Below are 19,810 nucleotides of genomic sequence, written 5' to 3'. Positions count from 1 at the left end.
TGGAGCTCCTAGCGGTTGACCAGCTTCGCAGGAATGCGCAGCACCAGGATGGCCCCAACCAGCAGTACGCTGGACAGGATGTACAGCGCCACGTCGGTGCTCTTGGTCGCGTCCTTGATCCAGCCGACCAGGAACGGGCTGACGAAACCGGCGATCTGACCCAGCGAATTAATCAGCGCCAGGCCGCCCGCCGCTGCCGCGCTGCCGAGAAAGGCCGCCGGCAGGGACCAGAACAAGGCCAGCGCAGTCAAGGCGCCCATGGTCGCCATGCTTAAGCCGATCATGACAATCACCGTATTGCTGGAGAAGTTCGCCGCCAGCAGCAGGCCAATCAGGCCCATGACCATCGGCAGGTTGACGTGGAAGCGGCGTTCGCGGTGCTTGTCGGCCGAACGGCCGGCCCACACCATAAACACGGCGGCAGCCAGATACGGGATGGCGCTCAGCCAGCCCACCGTCTGCGCATTGTCGAAGCCGAGCGACTTGATAATCGACGGCAGCCAGAAATTAATCGCATATACGCCCATCTGGATGCAGAAGTAGATCGCGCCCAGCGTCCACACGCTGCTATTCTTCAGCACCGCGCCGAACGACTGCCCTACCGTGCTGACCGCAGCGCGCTCCTGCTCATCGGCCGCCAGCGCGGCCTCCATGGCGGATTTTTCTTCGGCGCTCAGCCATTTGGCAGAGGCGATGCCATCGTTCAGGTAGAAGAACACGCCGGCGCCCAGCAGCACGGTCGGCAGGCCTTGCAGCAGGAACAGCCACTGCCAGCCGGCCAGGCCGCCCTGGCCCACCGAGAAATGCGACAACATCCAGCCGGACAGCGGACCGCCGATCAAGCCCGAAATCGGAATCGCCGACATGAACAGCGCCATCACCTGGCCGCGCTTCTGCGTCGGGAACCAGTGGGTGAAGTACAGCACCATGCCAGGGAAGAAGCCCGCTTCCGCCACACCGGTAAAGAAGCGCACCACATAGAACGAGGTTGGCGAATTGACGAACATGGTGCATGCGGACAGCGCGCCCCAGGCGATCATCATCACGGAAATCCAGCGCCGCGCGCCGATTTTATGCAGGATCAGGTTACTCGGTACGCCACTCAGCACGTAGCCGATGAAGAAAATCCCCGCGCCCAATCCGTAAACAGTATTGCTCAATTTGAGCGCATCGAGCATTTCCAGCTTGGCAAAGCCGACGTTGACGCGGTCCAGGTAATTGAACAGGTAGCAGACAAAGATGAACGGGATCAGGTGCCAGCTGGCTTTTTTATAGGCCCCATCGAGGATGGCGGTCGCCGGCCACGCCCGGGCAGAGGTGGTGGAATTGCTCATGCAGGTCTCCAGTATATTTTAATGATACCGGGATTATCTGGAATCGATCACAAAAAAGCATTGGACCGACGCCCGAATCTGGCCGGTCTTCGCCCTCGATTCTTAGGCAAATGCACTAAAATGAGCGCCATGAACATTATCAGCACCGCGCTGGCGCAGGATATCGTTACCCGCACCATGCGCATTATTCCCTATAACGTCAACGTGATGGACGCCAACGGCAGCATTATCGCCAGCGGCAATCCGGCCCGCATCGGCGAATTGCACGCCGGCGCCCTGCTGGCGCTGGCCAAGAAACTGACGGTCGAAATCGACGACGCCAGCGCCAGAAACCTGCACGGCGCCCAGCCGGGCATCAATTTGCCGCTGACAGTGCAGGGGCAATTGTGCGGTGCGGTAGGCCTGAGTGGCCCGCCGGACCAGGTGCGCCAGTTCGGCGAACTGGTACGCCTGACCGCCGAAATGATCCTCGAACAGGCGCAGTTGGCCGGCGAGCTGCAACGCGATTCACGCTACCGCGAAGCCTTTGTCCTCAACCTGATCAACGCCGAACATGCCAGCCTCGCGGACCTGAATGCGTGGGCGCATCGCCTCGGCGTCAGCTTCGACCGGCCGCACGCTGTCTATCTTTTAGAGCTGGACGACGCCGACCTGCAAGCGCTGCAACTACGGCTGCAGGCGCGCGTGCCGTCCGCACTGACCGCAGCGGCAGGCCCGCACGAACTGGTGATACTCGATTTTCTCGACACGCCGGTCCACGACAAACAGCTGCATGCGCTGGGCGGCATTGTTCGCGAGATCTGCCCGACGCCGCACACGCTCACCATGGGCATCGCGCTGCAAGGCATCGCCGGCGTGGCGATTTCCTACCAGAGCGCCAAGAGCGCCGCGCGCATTGGCCGCAATCGCCATCCGCGCCGTCACCACTACAGTTACTACGACCACGCGCTGCCTGTACTGCTCTCCGGCCTGGACACCGGCTGGCAGGCGGCCCAGCTGCGCGCGCCGGTCGAAAAGCTCGGCCGCAACAAAGATATGTTGCAACGCACACTGGCCACTTGGTTCGCGCACGACGGCCACCCTGCCGCCACCGCCGAAGCGTTGCACATCCACCGCAACACGCTGGACTACCGGCTGCGCCGCATCGGCGAGATCACCGGGCTGGATCTGGCGCGCCTGGAAGACCGTTTTTTGCTCTACATTTCCGTACTCTTGTCCAGTCAATGAAACTGAATGAAGGCCAGTTATACACATAAAACAACACCCTCGGAAATGCGTAAAACATGCTGTATTATTCCCGCTTGCCTAAAAAGCAGCCCACAAGGCGCGCCTTGGGCCACACGATAAAACACAAAGAGCACTGGAGCTATTTTGAGCCTTTTTAGAACGAAGAATCTGGATGAGATGATCGCCAACGCCGGCAAGCCCGGTGGCCTGGCGAAGGTACTTGGTCCCTTCGACCTGATCTTGATGGGTATCGGCGCTATCGTCGGTACGGGTATCTTTGTGTTGACCGGCACCGGCGCCGTGACCGCCGGCCCGGCGCTGACGCTGTCGTTCGTGGTAGCGGCCATCGCCTGCGGTTTCGCCGCACTGTGTTATGCAGAATTTGCATCCACCGTGCCGGTGGCGGGTTCCATCTACACCTACTCCTACGCCACACTGGGCGAACTGGCTGCGTGGATGATCGGCTGGGACCTGCTGCTGGAATACGGCCTGGCCACATCGGCCGTGTCGGTCGGCTGGTCCGGCTACTTCCAGTCGCTGATTTCCGGTTTCGGCATCCATCTGCCGGTCGAGTTGACGGCCGCTCCCGGCGCCCTGCCCGGCGTGCACACGCTGATCAACCTGCCGGCGCTGTGCATCATGCTGGTGCTGACCGCGATGCTCAGCATCGGCGTGCGCGAATCGGCGCGCGTGAACAACGTCATGGTGGTCATCAAGATCGCCGTGGTGCTGCTGTTTATCATCGTCGGCGCGCGCCATGTCACGCCGGCCAACTGGCACCCGTTCATGCCATATGGCGTCAACGGCATGCTGGGCGCCTCGGCGCTGGTGTTCTTCGCCTTCATCGGTTTCGACGCCGTCACCTCGGCGGCGGAAGAAGTCAAACGTCCGGAGCGCGATCTGCCGATCGGCATCATCGGCTCACTGGCCGGTTGCACCGTGCTGTACGTGATCGTCTCGGCCATCATGACCGGCATCGTGCCGTACAAGGAATTCCTCGGCATCGACCACCCGGTCACGCTGGCGCTGCAAAAGGCGGGTGAAAACTGGTTCGCCGGCTTCGTCGACCTGGGCGCCATCCTCGGCATGACCACCGTGATCCTGGTGATGGCGTACGGCCAGACCCGCATCATCTACGCCATGTCACGCGACGGCCTGCTGCCGAAACGCCTGTCGAAGGTGCATCCGCGCTTCCAGACGCCGTTCCTGGCCACCTGGATCGTCGGTATCGTGTTTGGCCTGATGGCCGCCGTGGTGCCGCTGAACGTGCTGAGTGAGCTGGTCAACATCGGCACGCTGGCCGCCTTCAGCCTGGTATCGATCGCCGTTGTCATCCTGCGCAAGAAGCGTCCGGATCTGAAGCGCGCCTTCCGCTGCCCAGGCGTGCCGGTGATTCCGGCGCTGGCCGTAATCTTCTGCGTCACGCTGATGTGCTACCTGAGCTGGGTCACCTGGGTCGCCTTCGGCATCTGGCTGGCGATCGGGCTGGTGATCTATTTCGGCTACGCCCGCAAGCACTCGCTGCTGAACTAAACCGCTCTACCAACTGCCCGCGCGATGCGGGCAGTTTTACATCCAGGCCCTGCAACGAGAGCCATTTCCCCGCTCTTACAGCCAGATAATCAGCCCCGCCAGGCCGATAATCAGCGCCGCCTTGGTGACCTGGTAGGCGGTCTTGTTCCATGCCTTGTAGCGGCGACGGTACGCCCCCATCACAAAAGAGATCGTGAACAGCTTGCTAATGACGCCGGTCTGGTCGCCCGTTTCGTTGGGCGAACTGGCGGCGGTCATCAGCGTGCGCCCCAGCCAGCGGTTGACCGCCTCGGCCCAGCGGAAGCGCAGCGGACGCTCGATGTCGCAGAACAGGATCACCCGGTTGGTGTCGGTACCGTTGACTGCCCAGTGAATAAAGGTTTCGTCGAAGATCACGCTCTGGCCATCGCGCCAGCTATGGCGCTCTCCATCGACTTCAATGAAACAGCGGTCGTCGTTCGGCGTCACCAGGCCCAGGTGATAGCGCAGCGAGCCCGCATACGGGTCGCGGTGCGGATTAAGCTTGGCGCCCGGCGGCAGTTCGGCAAACATTGCCGCCTTGACCGAAGGAATGCCCCGCAGCAAGGCCACCGTCTGCGGGCACAGGCGCTCGGCGGACGGATGGCCGGCCGCATACCATTTCAGGTAAAACCGCTTCCATCCGGTTTTAAAGAAGGAATTAAAGCCGGCATCGTTGTTCTGCTCGGCCGCCTTGATTTTTTGCAGTGCCAGCAAGTTGACCGCCTCCGCCCTGATAATTTCCCAGTTCTGCTGAAGTGGAGCAAGGTCTTCCCATGGCCCGGTCTGCAAAAAAGGTTTCGAAGGCACGCGCGACAACAGTTGCATGAACAGGTTGATCGGCGCCATGAACGACGAGTGATCGAACAGCTGACGCATGAACGGCAGGCGTACCTTGCCCCGAAAATGCACATGCAGAATGCAAAAAAACAAAAAACCCACTACGACATATTTCATATCCATACCCCCAGTACCGCCTTTATACATATTAGTGAATAGTTATTGTACTGTCGTTCGCGACCGGCTGCAGGGCCACCGCTACAACAGCCACGTCGGCCCCAGTCCGCAGCGGGGTGGCCAGGCACTGCGCTGGCTGAAGAAACAATCTACTTTAGTGCAGACGCATCGCCTATAGTGATAGCCATTTCCACTACTTTTGTACACCATGAATCTCTGGTTTCGTCTGATATGGATGCTGCTCAAACGCCCGTGGCGACAGCATGCCGATCCGTTTTCCACCACCGTCGTGCGCATGCGCGTATGGCCGCTCGACCTGGACCTGAACCGGCACGTCACCAACGGCCGTTACTTCACGCTGGCCGACATCGGCCGCATGGACTATGTGCTGAAGACCGGCGCCTTCCGCACCGCGCTGCGGCACAAGGCTGTACCCATCGTCGGCGACGCCTGGGGCAAGTTCCGCCGCGAGTTGAAGGTGTTTGAATCGTTTGAACTGCACACCCGCATGCTGGGCTGGGACGACAAATGGAGCTTCCTGGAGCACCGCTTTGTAAAGGATGGCCGCGTGGCCGGCGTGGTGGTCATGCGCGGCGTGTTCCGCTCGGCCAGGGGCACCGTGCCCCCGGCCGATATCGTGCGCGACCTCGGCATGCCGGAACAGTCGCCGCCGTTGCCGCAATGGCTGACGGCATGGTCGGACAGCTGCGACGGCATGAGCCTTCAGTTGCGCGAGGAAGAAGCTACTTCACGCTGATCTTGCCGGTGCCGGCGTTGTTCAGCACCGCCGCCTTCACCGCCGATGCAGCCAGCGGCGTAACGGCGTACGGCGCCGTCCACCCCACGGCGCCGCTGTAGCCGCATTTGCCCACCACATCCAGCGCGCCGCCGTTCAGCAAGGAGCCGCTGTCGGTGAACACGCCGGTCTTGCTCGATGAACCCGGATTGGTGACGATGTGCGCGCAGGTGCTGGCGCCCGCCACTTCAAACGCATTGTTCTGCGAGATGATCTTGGCCAGGTAGCCCACGCCCACGCTGTAGTGGTGCGGGTAGATGGCGTGCGAGCGGCTGCCTTCGAAGTAGTTGTTGTAGATGTGGACTTTGCCGAAGCGGACCCGCGGCGCGCGTTCGCTGACGTTGAGGAAGTGGTTACCGGTGAAGGTCACGGTCAGGTGACCGTCGTCGGTGTTGCGCGAATCCGAGGAACCGATCAGGTTATTCTTCTGATGCAGTTCGAAGCGGTTGTTGGAGATGGTGACGTAGTCCGAGCCGTTCTTCACGTCCAGCGCGCCATCGTGGCACTGCTTGATGCGGCCTTTTTCAACCGGCAGCTTATCGTCGGTCAACGGCGCGTCGGTGAAGGTGTTGTGGTCGATCCAGACGTTTTTGGAAGCCAGCACGGTGATGCCGTCGTACTCCGAATTCCAGTTGCCTTCGCTGCCGTCATCCGGGTCCCATACCGGCGCGATGTCGCACGGCGCCTGGATATTCAGGTTGCGCACGATGACGTTCTGCACGCCGTTGATGACGATGTTGGCGTTGACCAGTTTCGTGTCATTGCCGATGCCGATCAGCGTGGTGTTGCTGCCCAATTTGATTTGCAGGCGCGCGGCCTGGTCGGTGGTGCTGGTGTACGGGCCGCCGTTATCGGCTGCGGTCGGGTCGATGGTGCCGTACAGTTTGATGATTTTCGGCTGGTCGCCCTGGGCCTTGATGGCGGCCACCAGTTGCGCGGCGGAGCTGACTTTGTAGATGGCCGATGCGGCAGCAGCCGCGCCACCGGTGGTGCCGCCGTTCTGGCTCGCCCAGCCGGCGCTTGGCGCCGGCTCGTAGGTGGCGTCGGCCGGCGCCGGCACCGGCGTTGGTGCAGGCGCAGGCGCCGGGGTCGGAGCTGGTGTCGGTGTCGGCGTTGGGGTCGGCGTTGGGGTCGTCGTCAACGCACCCACCGCGCATTTCTTGTCCTTGCCCGGATACGGATCCGAGCCAAAAGTCGCCACATTGCAGGTCACGTCGCCAGACAGCGTCTGGATCACCCACTTGTCCTTGATGCCATAAGAAACCTGCCGCGCGCTGCTGCCCGCCTTGCAGGTCCCGCCTTCATCCGCGCACTTGGAAAAGCCGCTCGGCCAATCAGCCGCTTGCGCGCTGCCGGCGAACAGCACGGCGACCGCCGCACCGATCAAAGTCTGCTTCATATGTTAAATCCCCATTTCAAAAGTTAACAACCGTATCAGAATTGAAATCAATCCTAACACGATTGCCATAGGGCAACATATGAAAAATTTAGCAACTCATATAACAACCAGATCTAGCTCGCGCAAAAACGCCGCCGCCTGCGCGTGAGAAATGACCGCTCCCTTAAACAGCCCCACCTCGGTCAAACGCACGCCTTCGATATTCGTCGCACGCAAATCCGCACCCTGGAACTTGGCCAGCTTGAGTACCGCGTTGCGCAAGCTGCCGCCCTCAAACACCGCTTCGCGGAAGTCGCAGCCCGACAGATAGGCCTCGGAAAAATCCAGCTGCTTCAACGTCGCCTTCTTGAAAGAAAAGCCGCGCATGTCGGCGCCCACCAGCAGGCACTCTTCAAAATGGATGCCAAGGTGCGCCACTTCTTCAAAAGAGGCGCCGGTCAGCTTGCAGCCATGAAATGCGGCCGAAGCCAGCTTGGCGCGGCGCCACTTGGCGTTATTCAGATCGCAGCCGTCAAAGCGCGCATCGACCGCGTCGACCGACTCCAGATCCACACCGCCGGCACGGCAGCGCAGCCAGTGCGAGCGCGCCAGCTTGCAGGCAAACAGGATGGCGCCGGCGAAGGTGCAGCGCTCAAATGTGCAGCCTTGCAGATCGAGGCGCGACAGGTCCTCATCGTCAAAAGTACAGCTCTCAAAACGGCGCACGCCTTGCGCCAGATGTTCTTCCAGTTCGGCGCGCGACAGCGCCACGCCGGCAACGGCGTTGGTATTCAATTGTTCCATCACTTGAGATTCATAGTTTGTACCGACAGCAGCTTGCACTGGCCTGCCACATTCACATACGTGCGCATGAACTGATAACGGTTGCTGCGCGATGTCTGGCCATCCGCATTCCACTGCTCGGTTGTGCTCACGCCGCGCAGCACCACCGTATCGCCCTGCACATGTGCATGCACATCACTGGTGGTGCGCGATTTATAGATCAACGGCTTGGCCAGCCGCGCCAGCAGCGACGGCCGCGTTTCCACCTGCGAGCCGAGCGAATGCACCCAGACATAGTCATCCGCCAGCAGCGCTTGCAGGAATGGCAGGTCGCCCACGCGCAGCGCTTCTTCATATTGCGCGTCGCGCGCAATCAGCGCCTCGACCGGCAGACACGGTGCGGCAGACGCCGATATCGATACCAGCAGCGGCAACAAGGCCGCCACAGGGAGCAGGAGTTTTTTCATGGTGGTGGAGAGTATAACCGCTCCACCGTGCCCTACCCCACAGACTTCTTGAAGAAACCCTCTTATTCTGCAAGCCATGAAGAAAAAATACCGCAAGCAGCCGTACGACGTGGCCAACATCCGCCGCCTGCTGGAGCCCGGGCCGGTGGTGCTGGTCAGCTCCGCGTGGCAAGACAAGACCAACATCATGACCATGGGCTGGCACATGATGATCGGCTTTAAGCCGGCGCTGTTCGGTTGTTATATCGACGAGAGCAACCATAGCTACGACATGGTGGTCAACAGCCGCGAATGCGTGATCAACCTGCCGACCGCCGAGCTGCTGGAACAGGTCATCGGGATCGGCAATTGCAGCGGTGCGGAGCAGGACAAATTCTCCCTGTTCGGCCTGACCGCCACCCCGGCCGAGGAGGTCGCCGCGCCGTTGATCGCCGAATGCTACGCCAGCTTCGAATGCCGCCTGGCGGACGCGCATCCCAATCCCAATCATCCGCTGTTCGTCTGGGAGGTGGTGCGCGCGCACGTCGCCACCACGCCCAGGCTACCGAAAACGCTGCACTATCGGGGCGATGGCGAATACATGGTCTCGGGCCGCGAGATCGCCACGTTGGACCGCTATCCCAACCAGCGCCGCTAACGCCGCCAACGCGGCCGGGGAAACGCCATGAGCACCAACGGATGGTTCCTGCTGATCGGCATGTTAATGCTGGCGCGCGGCTTCGCTGCCACCACTATTTCGCGCTCGCCGTTCACCTCCGCGATCGTCTACTTGGCGGTCGGCATACTGCTCGGCCCCAGCTGCCTTAACCTGTTCCGCTTCGATCCCACCAAGGAATCCGCACTGCTGGAAATGCTGGCGCAGGCAGCCCTGCTGATTTCCCTGTTCTCGGCCGGCGTGAAGATGCCTGTGCCATTCAATCTGGCGCGCTGGAACGCACCATTGCGCCTGGCCTGGGTGTCGATGACGCTGACGGTGGGACTGGTGGCGCTGTTTGCTTACTACGTGCTGCATCTGCCGGCCGGCGCCGCCATCCTGCTAGGCGGGATCCTGGCCCCCACCGACCCGGTGCTGGCCACCGACGTGCAAGTGCGCCATGCCGGCGACAAGGACGAGCTGCGTTTCAACCTCACCTGCGAAGCCGGCATGAACGACGGCAGCGCCTTCCCCTTCGTGCTGCTTGGTCTCGGCATGCTGCACATGGACGACATGAGCGATGTCGCTACTCATCTGGCGCAATGGCTGTCGGTGGACGTGCTGTGGTCCACCGCCGGCGCACTGCTGATCGGCGGCGGCTGCGGCGCCGCGGTCGCGCGGATAGGTTGGCAGCTGCGCGTGGTCAAACCGCGCCACGAAATCATGGACGACCTGGTGGCGCTGGGATTAATCGCCATCGTCTTCAGCGTCGCCAGCCTGGTCAAGGCTTCCGGCTTCCTGGCGGTGTTCTTCGCCGCCGTTGCGTTGCGCCAGACCGAATTGAAACTGGCCGGCGCCCCCAAGGACCGCCACGGTCTGCGCGAACCCGAGCTAGCCAAGTCACAGGTAGCGCAAGACAGCGCAACCAACGACGTGCCCCAGGTGGTGAGCGCCGAATCGCTGGTGTTCAAGGAGCATCTGGAGCGCCTGTCCGAACTGACGCTGGTGCTGCTGTTGGGCGGCATGATCTCGCTGCGCGAACTGCCTTACGAAACCATCGGCGTCGCCGCCTTCCTGTTCGTAGTGGCGCGGCCGCTGGCGGTCTATGTGGGGCTGATGGGCAGCGGTACCGGCAAACGGATGCGCGGAATGATCGGCTGGTTCGGCGTGCGCGGCATCGGCTCCATTTTCTACCTGGTGTTTGCGATGCAGGCCGGCCTGCCGCCCGCGCTGGCCAAGCAGCTAACCGGCATCTCGCTGGGCGTCATCATGCTGTCGATACTGGTGCATGGCTTCAGCGTCAAGCCGCTGATTGACGACGCTAAATAATCGACGCGATGGCCATGCCCACCTCGGTGGTGCTGGCCGTGCCGCCCAGGTCGGGCGTGCGCGGGCCGTCGACGAGACAGCGCTCCACTGCCGCCACCATGGCGTCATGCGCCTCGGTGTAGCCGAGGAAGTCCAGCATCATCGCACCGCACCAGATCATGGCAATCGGATTGGCGATGTTCTGGCCATAGATATCCGGCGCCGAACCGTGCACCGGCTCAAACAGCGACGGGAAGCTGCGCTCGGGATTCAGGTTGGCCGATGGCGCAATGCCGATGGTGCCCGCGCAAGCCGGCCCCAGGTCGGACAGGATGTCGCCGAACAGGTTGGACGCCACCACCACGTCAAAGCGCTCCGGCGACAGCACGAAGCGCGCGGCCAGAATATCGATGTGGTACTTGTCGTGCCGGATCTCCGGATAGCCGGCACTCATCGCATCCACGCGCTCGTCCCAGTACGGCATGCTGATCGAAATGCCGTTGGACTTTGTGGCGGAAGTGAGGTGCTTCTTCGGCCGCTTCTGCGCCAGCTCAAACGCGAACTTCAGCACACGGTCGACACCGGTGCGGGTGAAGATGGCTTCCTGCAGCACGAACTCGCGGTCGGTGCCCTCAAACATGCGGCCGCCGACGCTGGAATATTCGCCTTCCGTATTCTCGCGCACGATCATCATGTCGATATCGCCAGGCTGCTTGTTCGCCAGCGGGCAAGGCACGCCGGGCAGCAGGCGCACCGGCCGCAGATTGATGTACTGGTCGAACTGGCGGCGGAACTTGAGCAGCGATCCCCACAGCGACACGTGGTCCGGCACCGTGTCCGGCCAGCCGACCGCGCCGAAGAACAACGCGTCGTAGCCATCCAGCTGCTCCTTCCAGTCGTCCGGCATCATCTTGCCGTGCTTCAGATAGTAATCGCAGCTCGGCCACTCAAAGCTGGTCCACTCGATGCCGATGTTGAAGCGCTTCGCTGCCGCATCCACCGCGCGTATCCCTTCCGGCATCACTTCCTTGCCGATGCCATCGCCTGCCAGCACTGCGATTTTATGTACGTTCATGTCTGCTCTCCTCCATGGAAAGCCACAGCATAAACCGGTTTCCGTCGTTTATAATTGGATCAAATGTAAAGCCATGGAACACATATCGTGGACAATCGTATCGACAACGAAGACCTGCGCGTCTTTGCGACGGCGGCGCGCAAGGCCAGTTTTGCGGCGGCGGCCGAGGAACTGGGCATGTCGCCGGCCTATGTCAGCAAACGGATCGGCATCCTGGAGCAGATGCTGGGCGTGAAGCTGTTCCACCGCACCACGCGCCGCGTGATCGTCAGCGAAGACGGTGAGCTCGTGTATGCGCACGCCATGACCATCCTGGAAAACCTCGACAGCCTGCTGCACGAAATGGCCGAGCGACGCGACGTGCCGCGTGGCCTGCTGCGCATCAGCAGCAGCTTTGGGTTCGGCCGCAATGTGGTGGCACCGGTGGTGGCGCGACTGGTAGCGGAGCACCCGTCGCTGCAAGTGCGGTTTGAAGTGTTCGACCGCCTGGTCGATATCGTCGCCGAAGGCTTTGACCTCGACATCCGCGTCGGGGATGAAATCGCGCCACATCTCATCGCCCGCAAGCTGATGGCCAATCACCGCATCCTGTGCGCCTCGCCGGCCTATCTGAAGCAGCATGGCACGCCGCGCAGCCTGCAGGAGCTGGCGGGCCACAACTGCCTGGCCATCAAGGAGCGCGACCTGCCGTTCGGCGTGTGGACGCTGCACAGCGGCGGCACGGAAGAAAAAGTGAAAGTCACTGGATCGCTGTCATCGAATCACGGCGAGATCGCGCTGCAATGGGCGGTGGCCGGCGCCGGCATCGTGCTGCGGTCGCATTGGGATGCGCAACCGCACCTGGCCAGCGGAGAGCTGGTGCAAGTGCTGCCGCAGTACACGCAGAGCGCCAACGTGTGGGCGGTCTACCCGCAACGGCTTGCGGGTTCCGCCAAGGTGCGCGTGTGCGTCGAGTTCATGGAACAGCAACTCGCTCAGAGATAACGCACCCACGCCATCGTCGTGCGGCGCTTGAACTGACCGAAAGCGCGGCACGGCCAATACAGCAGCGGTATCAGCACGGCGGTCAAGACCCACACCTGCCACAGACTGTCGAACTCATAGCGCCGGCCGTAGCTGGGGCCAAACCAGGCCACTGCCAGCATCTGCATCGCCAGTAGTACATACAGGTGCAGCAGATAGTAGAACATCGGCGCGCCGCCAAAGGTGGCGCACACGCGCAAGAACCAGCTGTCACGCTGCTCCAGCCACGCCAGCACCAGCAAGCCCACGCCCAGCGTCAACAGCAGGAACGCCAGCGAAGGCGGATACTTGGTCAGGTTGAGGAAGGACATGAAGGTATGCAGCGCATCGCCCTGCGGCTGCCATGGCAAGGTCTCGCCGTAGACATTCAGCCCGCGCAGGACCGCCAGCAGAGACAGTGCCATGACGCCGGCCCGCAACAGCAGCTTGCGGCGCTGCGCCGGCGTGGTGGCGGCCGCGTACCATGGGCCGGCGGCGTAGCCCAGCACAATCACGCCGATCCACGGCAGCAGCGGATAGCTGACCTTAATCTTCAACGCGCCTTCCGCCACCAGCCAGCCACGGTCATGCAGGATGGTCCACGGAATATAGCCGGCGTCGCCCGGCTGGAAGGCGATCGGCGTCAGCGCATTGTGGCCGAACACTATGACAAGGCCCAGCGCAATCAGCACGCCGCGCGGCAGCCGGTGCAGCAACGCCAGCGCAACCATCGCCAGTCCGATCACCCAGATCACTTGCAGGTAAAGGGTGGTCGGCGGCACGCGGCCGGTCCAGGCCACGCTGACCACGCAGATTTCCAGCGCCACCAGGAACAGGCCGCGCTTGAACAGGAAGGCGGCCGGCGAACGCGGACCGGCCGATGGATGCGCATACAGCCAGGCCGACAAGCCAGTCAGGAACACAAACATCGGCGCGCAAAAGTGGGCGGCAAGACGGCTGAAGAACAGTTCCGGCGCGGTCTCCGTCACATTCATCGGATCGCTGACCTGCCAGCGCAGGAAGAAGGTCTCGCGGACGTGGTCCACCATCATGATCATCATGACCAGTCCGCGCATGACGTCGATGGCCGCTACGCGCGGGCCGCGCATACTGATACCGGTCATAGCTTGTATTCGACTTTCAGGGTCAGGCGGCGGTCTTCGCCGGGCGCCACCCAGGTTTGCTGATAGGAGCTTGGATAGTACACTTTATTGAACAGATTATCGACATCCAGCGACAGGCGCACTTTCTTTGTCGGCGAATAGGATGACACCAGCCGCGCCGTCGTATATGCCGGTAGCTTGAAGGTGCTGCTGACCGCGACGTCGCCATTGCGCTCGCCGACGTAATTGACGCCACCGCCCAAGGAGGCGCGCTCGCCGCCCAGGCTAAGTTCCTGCACCAGCAGCAGGTTGGCGCTCTGCTTCGGCACATTGGCCAGCCGGCCGCCCACGGCCAACGCGTTGTCGCGCAAGACCTTGGCGTCGGTGTAGGCATACGACAGCGACAATTGCAGCTTGCGCGCAATCTCGCCCGCCACATCCAGTTCCACGCCCTTGCTGCCGACTTCACCGGCGGCCAGCGAGAAGTTGGTATCGACGGGATTCAGCGTCAGCACATTCTTTTTTTTGATCGAATACACTGCCAGCGTGCTGCTTACCTTGCCGTCCGCCGTATCGAACTTGACGCCGGTCTCGTAGGAGTGGCTGCTCTCGGCCGGGAAGGACTCGTTATTGATGCCGATGCCGCTGTTCGGCCGGAACGACTTGCCGGCAGAGGCGTACAGCGATACCTGACGGTCCGGCTGATACACGATGCCGACGCGCGGACTGGTGGCGTCCAGCGTCTGACGGTTCTGCAAGGCGCTGCGATTGTAGTTGGTGACGGTCTGGCGATATGCGTCGCGCCGCACGCCCACCAGCGCCTTCCACTGCGCGGCCAGATCAATCTGGTCCTGCGCGTAGAACGCCGTCTGCCATTGCTGCTCGCTGGTGTTGATCGATGGTCCCAGCACCGTCGGCTGCGCGCCGCCATATGCCGGCGTGTAGATATCGATGGCGTAAGGCGCCGCCGCATTGGGGCTCTTGCGCAGTTGCAGGCGGTCGTCGACGAAGCGATAGCCGTCCACACCCACCAGCACATGGTGCGCACCGAGCTTGCCCACCAACTCCATGCGGCCAGACAAGTCCTGCGCCGAGAAGTCCCGATAACGGCGCTGGCGCCACAGCGTATGGCCGTCTGACTGCAAGGCCGACGCTTCGGTCGAGAAGCCCATCATCGAGCTGCTGCGGTACGACAGCCCGCTTTGCAGGGACCATACATCGTTGAAATCATGCTGCACAAAGAACTGGTGGCCGGTGGACTTGACTGTCATCGGGCCATCCGCACGCTCTCCCAGGAAGCGCGAATTCGGGATCAGCCCGAGTACACCCTTCACGGCCACCACGCCGCGGTCAAAATAGGCTTGCTGCTCGAAGGCTTCCAGTTCGTACGATAGTGTGGTGCTGTCCGACAGGCGCCATATGATCGACGGCGACACCATATGTCGCCTGGACGACAAGGTATCGCGGAAGCTGTCGCCCTTTTCATGGGCCGCATTGAGGCGATAAGCCACGCCTTCGCTCAACGGCCCGGTCAAGTCTACCGCGCTGCGATAAGTATGGTGCGACGCGAACGACTGTTCCAGCATGTAGGAAGGATGGAACAAGGGCTTGCGCGTGGTGATATTGATGATGCCACCCGGTTCGCCGCGCCCGTACAGCGCAGCAGCCGGGCCTTTCAGAATCTCGATGCTGCCGATATTCGCGCTGTCACGTAAACCATTGTAGCCACGGCTGGAGCTGAAGCCGTTGACCAGCAAATCGGAGCCATAATTAGGATCGCCGGTAAAGCCGCGCACCGCGTAGCTATCCCACACCCCGCCGAAGTTGCTCTGGCGCGAAATGCCGCTGCCCAGTTCCAGCGCATCCGCGAAGCGGCTCACGCCGGCGTCGCGCAGCACGTCGGACGTTAGCACGCGGGCGCTTTGCGGCAGATCCCGCAGATCGGTATCGGTCTTGGTGGCGCCGGCGGCGGACAGGCTGCGATATGGCTGGCGCGCTGCGGTGATTTCCACCACATCGTCCGCTAACGCCATAAAAGGATAGACAGCAGCCAGGCACACCCCAAGGCGCGAAGATCGTACAGCCGACATGAAAGCTCCATTCATTAATGCAAGTCGGCTGCATTATACACAAACGCAACACTATTGCATTAATTTATCCGGCGTGATCGGCGTACTACGCACACGCTTGCCGGTGGCGTGATAAATGGCGTTGGATACCGCCGCCGCCACGCCGACCAGGCCAATCTCGCCCACGCCCTTGGCGCCGATGCGGCTGACAATGCGGTCGTCCTCCTGAACGAAGATGACGTCGATGTCATGGATGTCGGCGTTGACCGAGACGTGGTACTCCCCCAGATTATGGTTCATGAAGCGGCCAAACCGGTGATCGCAGTGGGTCTCTTCATGCAGCGCCTGACCAATGCCCCACACCACGCCGCCGATAATCTGGCTGCGCGCTGTCTTGGCATTGATAATGCGGCCAGCCGCGATGGCGCTGACGACGCGCGTCACGCGTACCGTGCCGAATTCCGGATCGACGCGCACTTCACAAAATACCGCCGAGTGCGTGGAGCGCTGATACTTCATTTGCTTGAGCATATTCGGCAGCATCAAGTACTTTTCTTCCAGCCGCTGCTCGCCGCTGCCAGCCATGATGTCCGCGATCGCAACGGCCACACCGGGCTGCGACGACACACGTAGCGCGCCGCCGGAAAACTCGATGTCGTCAAAGCGCACCTTGGCCAGCGGTGACGAAGGCAGCTTCTTGGCCAGCTTGAACAGCTTCTTCTGCAATTTTTCGCAAACGCCCTGCACCGCCGAACCGACCGTCGCCACGTGCGACGAACCGCCTTCGATCGGCGCCACCGGCAACGTCGAATCGCCCAGCTGGAAGCGCACCTGCTCCAGCGGCAGGCCCAAAGCGTCGGCCGCGATAATGCTCATCGCCGTGTACGTGCCGGTGCCAATATCGGTCGCTGCGCTGCTGACCACCAGCGATCCATCCGCATGCAGCACGGCACTGGCGCGCGCGAACATCTGCATGGCGTCCCACATGCCGGTCGCCATGCCCCAGCCGATCAACTCCCGGCCCTCGCGCATGGCGCCCGGCTCCAGCGGACGCTTGTCCCAGCCGAATCGTTCGGCGCCTTGCAGATAGCAGGCGCGCAACTCCTTGGTGGAATACGGCAGACCGCGCGAGGGATCGATGTCGGCGTAATTCTTCAGGCGCAGCGCCAGCGGGTCCATCTTTAATGCATAGGACAATTCGTCCATTGCCACTTCCAGCGCATACACGCCGTGTGCGGCGCCTGGCGCGCGCATGTCCATCGGGCTGGCGTGATCCAGGTCGACCAGATGGTAGCCCAGCCGCACGTGTTCACATGCATACAGCTCGCCGGACCAGTTGACCACCACCTCGACGTAATCCTCCATGCGCGAGGTTTCGGCCACCGCTTCGTGAATAATGGAAGTCAGCGTGCCATCCGCCTCGGCGGCCAGCCGCACGCGTTGCAAGGTCTCCGGCCGGTGGCCGAAAGTGAACATCTGCTGGCGCGTCAGCACCACCCGCACCGAGCGTTCCAGCTTGAGCGCCGCCATCACCGCCAGCGGCAGCTGATACTGCGGCCGCAGTCCGGAGCCGAACGCGCCGCCCACGTAGGGATTGCGCACCGTGACCTTGTCCTTGCCCAGGCCGAAAACGTGGGACACGTACCAGCGGCTGTTCTGCGAGCTTTGCGTCTTGTCGTAGATCGTCAGGTGGCCGTCGTCGTCGCGGATGACCGTGCTGGCGAACATCTCCATCGGATTATGGTGCTCAACGCCGCTGTAATACTCGCCTTTGATCTTGACGGCGGCTTTTTCCCACACCTCGTCGGCATGCCCTTTGGGGGACGGCGGCGGCGTGAATCCGGCCTTCATGCGGCTTGGGGTGTAGGATCGTTCGCGGTTTTCAACCAGCGAGGTAGCGTGCGGCTCGACCTCGTAATCGACCTCCACCAGCCGCGCCGCATAGCGCGCCGCTTCAAACGTCTCGGCCACCACCAGCGCCACCGGCTGGCCGCTGTAGGCGATCTTGTCGTCGTACAGCGGACGGAATGGCGAGCCGCCCGGCGCCGTCATGTCCTTGTAGAAGATATCGAAGGAGCGGATGCGCGGCCGGTTCAGGTGCGTAATCACCTCCACCACGCCGGCCACCGCCAGTGCGGCATCAGCGCGAATGGCGGCGATGCGACCAAGCGGAACTGTGCCGCTGACCACCACGCCGTACAACAGCCCTTCGGCCGGATACTCGGCCGCATAACGTGCCTGCCCGGTCACCTTGTCGCGGCCATCCACGCGCGATACCGCCATGCCGATGGTAACCGCGCCCGTGCCTTCGTCCGCCGCTGGTGTGCGGAGTGCTTCAATCAGCTCTGTCACGTTCGCTCCCTGTATTGTCATATGTTCCGGCCGTGGCCTGTTCCAGCGCGCGCACCACTGCACGGCGTGCCATGTCGATCTTGAAATTGTTCTCGCCCTGCCCCTGGGCGCCGGCCAGCATGGCGTCCGCCGCAGCCGAAAACAACGCTGCGGAGGGCCGCTGGCCGGCCAGCAGCGTTTCCGCCGCCGGTATGCGCCATGGTTTGTGCGCCACGCCGCCGAGGGCAATGCGCGCTGCGCGCAGCACGCCGTCTTCGCCGATATCCAGCGCTGCGGCGACCGACACCAGCGCAAACGCGTACGAGGCGCGGTCGCGCAGTTTCAGGTAGGCCGAATGCGCCGCAAATTGCGCAGCGGGCGGCAGTTCGATATGCGTAATCAGGTCACCCGGCTCCAGCGTGGTGTCGTACTCCGGCTGGTCGCCAGGCAGTCGATGAAAATTGGCAAACGCGATCTGCCGTGGTCCCGCCAGCGAACTCACATGCACGATGGCGCCCAGCGCCGCCAGCGCCACGCACATATCGGACGGATGGACCGCGATGCATTGCGGGCTGGCGCCGAGGATCGCATGCTGGCGCGTCAACCCGCCGATGGCGGAGCAGCCAGTACCCGGATCACGCTTGTTGCACGGCGTGGCCACATCGTAAAAATAGTGGCAGCGCGTGCGTTGCAGCAGGTTGCCGCCGTTGCTCGCCATATTGCGGATCTGCGGTGACGCGCCGGCCAGTATCGCCGCCGTCAACAGCGGATAGCCTTCACGCACCAGCGGATGATAGGCGGTATCGGCGTTGCGCGCGGTCGCGCCCAGCAGCAGGCCGCCATCGCCGGTCGGTGCGATATCGCCGAATGACAGGCCGTTGATGTCAACCAGCGCCGCCGGCCGCATCACGAATTCCTTCATCAAGTCGATCAGATTGGTGCCGCCGGCGATGAAGCGCGCGCCGCCGCCGGCGTGCGCCAGCGCCTCGTTGGCTTCGGCGGCGCGGAAATAGGCGATGGGATTCATGCCGGCACCGTGCCAGGCAAGTACGGACGATCGGGATTGTCCTCGTGCTGCGCCAGCCCCATGACGTCGGTCACTGCCGCCACAATGCCTGGATAGGCGCCGCAGCGGCAGATGTTCCCGCTCATTAGCTCACGCACCTCGGCGACGGTGTGAGCTTCGCCTTCGTTCATCAGGCCAACGGCGGAACACAGCTGGCCGGGCGTACAGTAACCGCACTGAAAGGCGTCGTGCTCGATGAAGGCCTGTTGCAGCGGATGCAGCTGCGTGCCATCCGCCAGTCCTTCCACCGTGGTGACCTCGCGGCCATCCTGCATGACGGCCAGCGTCAGGCAGGAATTGATACGTTTGCCGCCGACCAGCACCGTGCATGCACCGCACTGTCCATGGTCGCAGCCCTTCTTGGTGCCGGTCAGGCCTGCGCGCTCACGCAACAGGTCCAGCAGCGTCACCCACGCTTCTACCTCAAATTGCCGCGACTCGCCATTGAGCTGCAGCCGCACAGGATAAGTGGTCATGAGACTCCTTCTTCGTTTTTCAGGATACCGCGCACATTGGTCACCACCAGGCAAAGCTGCAACGCGATCAGGGCCCAGGCGTCATCGTGCCAACCCCACGCGATCCACAGCGCGTTACTGAGCAGGAAAGCGATGAATCCGGCCTTGCGCCGCATTGGCGTGCGGGAGCCGACCAGCAGCCCCGCCCCAACGGTCACGGCCATGGCCGGCCATTGCAGCAAATCGAGCCAATCATTCATGGACGCGCTTTTCT

18 protein-coding genes are annotated in these 19,810 nt (G+C 62.4%); 6 read left to right on the top strand and 12 right to left on the bottom strand.

Features of this window, described 5'->3' with window-relative positions; genetic code table 11:
• Positions 1 to 8: 8 nt before the first annotated feature.
• Positions 9 to 1,334, bottom strand: a complete 1,326-nt coding sequence (locus GTP55_RS18765) for an MFS transporter (protein WP_161046371.1) — start codon at positions 1,332 to 1,334, stop codon at positions 9 to 11.
• Between the two features lie 129 nt (positions 1,335 to 1,463).
• On the opposite strand from GTP55_RS18765, the gene GTP55_RS18760 reads away from it, so the two are divergent.
• Both GTP55_RS18760 and bcaP read left to right on the top strand, forming a co-directional pair.
• Complete coding sequence (locus GTP55_RS18760; RefSeq protein ID WP_161046370.1) at positions 1,464 to 2,561, top strand: sugar diacid recognition domain-containing protein; 1,098 nt, start codon at positions 1,464 to 1,466, stop codon at positions 2,559 to 2,561.
• A gap of 144 nt (positions 2,562 to 2,705) precedes the next feature.
• Positions 2,706 to 4,094: a branched-chain amino acid transporter BcaP gene (gene bcaP / locus GTP55_RS18755; RefSeq protein ID WP_161046369.1), complete on the top strand. Its 1,389-nt coding sequence runs from the start codon at positions 2,706 to 2,708 to the stop codon at positions 4,092 to 4,094.
• 75 nt (positions 4,095 to 4,169) lie between these two features.
• On the opposite strand, the gene lpxO is transcribed toward bcaP, so the two are convergent.
• Positions 4,170 to 5,069 carry a lipid A hydroxylase LpxO gene (gene lpxO / locus GTP55_RS18750; protein WP_161046368.1) on the bottom strand — a complete coding sequence of 300 codons (900 nt, stop codon included), beginning with the start codon at positions 5,067 to 5,069 and terminating at the stop codon, positions 4,170 to 4,172.
• Between the two features lie 235 nt (positions 5,070 to 5,304).
• On the opposite strand from lpxO, the gene GTP55_RS18745 reads away from it, so the two are divergent.
• Positions 5,305 to 5,826 (top strand): thioesterase family protein, encoded by a 522-nt coding sequence (locus tag GTP55_RS18745; protein WP_202423781.1) that lies wholly within the window; start codon positions 5,305 to 5,307, stop codon positions 5,824 to 5,826.
• On the opposite strand, the gene GTP55_RS18740 is transcribed toward GTP55_RS18745, so the two are convergent.
• The 3 genes from GTP55_RS18740 to GTP55_RS18730 all read right to left on the bottom strand — a co-directional run bounded on the left by GTP55_RS18740 (position 5,813) and on the right by GTP55_RS18730 (position 8,493).
• On the bottom strand, positions 5,813 to 7,264 hold the full coding sequence (locus GTP55_RS18740; protein WP_161046366.1) for a pectate lyase family protein: 1,452 nt from the start codon (positions 7,262 to 7,264) through the stop codon (positions 5,813 to 5,815). The genes GTP55_RS18745 and GTP55_RS18740 overlap by 14 nt on opposite strands.
• A gap of 96 nt (positions 7,265 to 7,360) precedes the next feature.
• A complete protein-coding gene (locus GTP55_RS18735; RefSeq protein ID WP_161046365.1) occupies positions 7,361 to 8,047 on the bottom strand; it encodes a pentapeptide repeat-containing protein in 687 nt (228 codons plus the stop codon).
• Complete coding sequence (locus GTP55_RS18730; RefSeq protein ID WP_161046364.1) at positions 8,047 to 8,493, bottom strand: nuclear transport factor 2 family protein; 447 nt, start codon at positions 8,491 to 8,493, stop codon at positions 8,047 to 8,049. The genes GTP55_RS18735 and GTP55_RS18730 overlap by 1 nt, the downstream gene beginning before the upstream one ends.
• A 76-nt stretch (positions 8,494 to 8,569) precedes the next feature.
• Between GTP55_RS18730 and GTP55_RS18725 the strand changes: the two genes are divergently transcribed.
• Together GTP55_RS18725 and GTP55_RS18720 are read left to right on the top strand one after the other, a co-directional pair.
• Complete coding sequence (locus tag GTP55_RS18725; RefSeq protein WP_161046363.1) at positions 8,570 to 9,130, top strand: flavin reductase family protein; 561 nt, start codon at positions 8,570 to 8,572, stop codon at positions 9,128 to 9,130.
• Between the two features lie 27 nt (positions 9,131 to 9,157).
• Complete coding sequence (locus GTP55_RS18720; RefSeq protein WP_161046362.1) at positions 9,158 to 10,456, top strand: cation:proton antiporter; 1,299 nt, start codon at positions 9,158 to 9,160, stop codon at positions 10,454 to 10,456.
• Here the strand turns inward: GTP55_RS18720 and GTP55_RS18715 are convergent.
• Positions 10,449 to 11,510, bottom strand: a complete 1,062-nt coding sequence (locus GTP55_RS18715) for a tartrate dehydrogenase (RefSeq protein WP_161046361.1) — start codon at positions 11,508 to 11,510, stop codon at positions 10,449 to 10,451. The two genes, GTP55_RS18720 and GTP55_RS18715, sit on opposite strands and share 8 nt — an antisense overlap.
• Positions 11,511 to 11,597: 87 nt before the next feature.
• Here GTP55_RS18715 and GTP55_RS18710 point away from each other — a divergent pair, with 87 nt between their 5' ends.
• Positions 11,598 to 12,494, top strand: a complete 897-nt coding sequence (locus GTP55_RS18710) for a LysR substrate-binding domain-containing protein (RefSeq protein WP_161046360.1) — start codon at positions 11,598 to 11,600, stop codon at positions 12,492 to 12,494.
• Here the strand turns inward: GTP55_RS18710 and GTP55_RS18705 are convergent.
• From GTP55_RS18705 to GTP55_RS18680, 6 genes are read right to left on the bottom strand one after another with little or no spacing between them, the layout of a single operon-like run.
• Positions 12,485 to 13,636, bottom strand: a complete 1,152-nt coding sequence (locus tag GTP55_RS18705; RefSeq protein ID WP_161046359.1) for an acetyltransferase domain-containing protein — start codon at positions 13,634 to 13,636, stop codon at positions 12,485 to 12,487. The genes GTP55_RS18710 and GTP55_RS18705 overlap by 10 nt on opposite strands.
• Positions 13,633 to 15,705, bottom strand: coding sequence for a TonB-dependent siderophore receptor (locus GTP55_RS18700; RefSeq protein WP_161046358.1), 2,073 nt, complete (start codon positions 15,703 to 15,705; stop codon positions 13,633 to 13,635). Before GTP55_RS18700 ends, GTP55_RS18705 begins: the two co-directional genes overlap by 4 nt.
• A 51-nt stretch (positions 15,706 to 15,756) precedes the next feature.
• Positions 15,757 to 17,967: a xanthine dehydrogenase family protein molybdopterin-binding subunit gene (locus GTP55_RS18695; protein ID WP_229258050.1), complete on the bottom strand. Its 2,211-nt coding sequence runs from the start codon at positions 17,965 to 17,967 to the stop codon at positions 15,757 to 15,759.
• Between the two features lie 52 nt (positions 17,968 to 18,019).
• Positions 18,020 to 19,042, bottom strand: a complete 1,023-nt coding sequence (locus tag GTP55_RS18690) for an FAD binding domain-containing protein (protein WP_161046356.1) — start codon at positions 19,040 to 19,042, stop codon at positions 18,020 to 18,022.
• Positions 19,039 to 19,557: a (2Fe-2S)-binding protein gene (locus tag GTP55_RS18685; protein WP_161046355.1), complete on the bottom strand. Its 519-nt coding sequence runs from the start codon at positions 19,555 to 19,557 to the stop codon at positions 19,039 to 19,041. Before GTP55_RS18685 ends, GTP55_RS18690 begins: the two co-directional genes overlap by 4 nt.
• Positions 19,554 to 19,796, bottom strand: coding sequence for a hypothetical protein (locus GTP55_RS18680; RefSeq protein WP_161046354.1), 243 nt, complete (start codon positions 19,794 to 19,796; stop codon positions 19,554 to 19,556). Before GTP55_RS18680 ends, GTP55_RS18685 begins: the two co-directional genes overlap by 4 nt.
• Between the last annotated feature and the right edge of the window lie 14 nt (positions 19,797 to 19,810).

It is taken from the genome of Duganella margarita (assembly GCF_009857535.1).
In the GTDB taxonomy this organism is placed as follows: Bacteria; Pseudomonadota; Gammaproteobacteria; order Burkholderiales; family Burkholderiaceae_D; genus Rugamonas; species Rugamonas margarita.
This window is presented reverse-complemented; position numbering and strand designations above follow the sequence as displayed.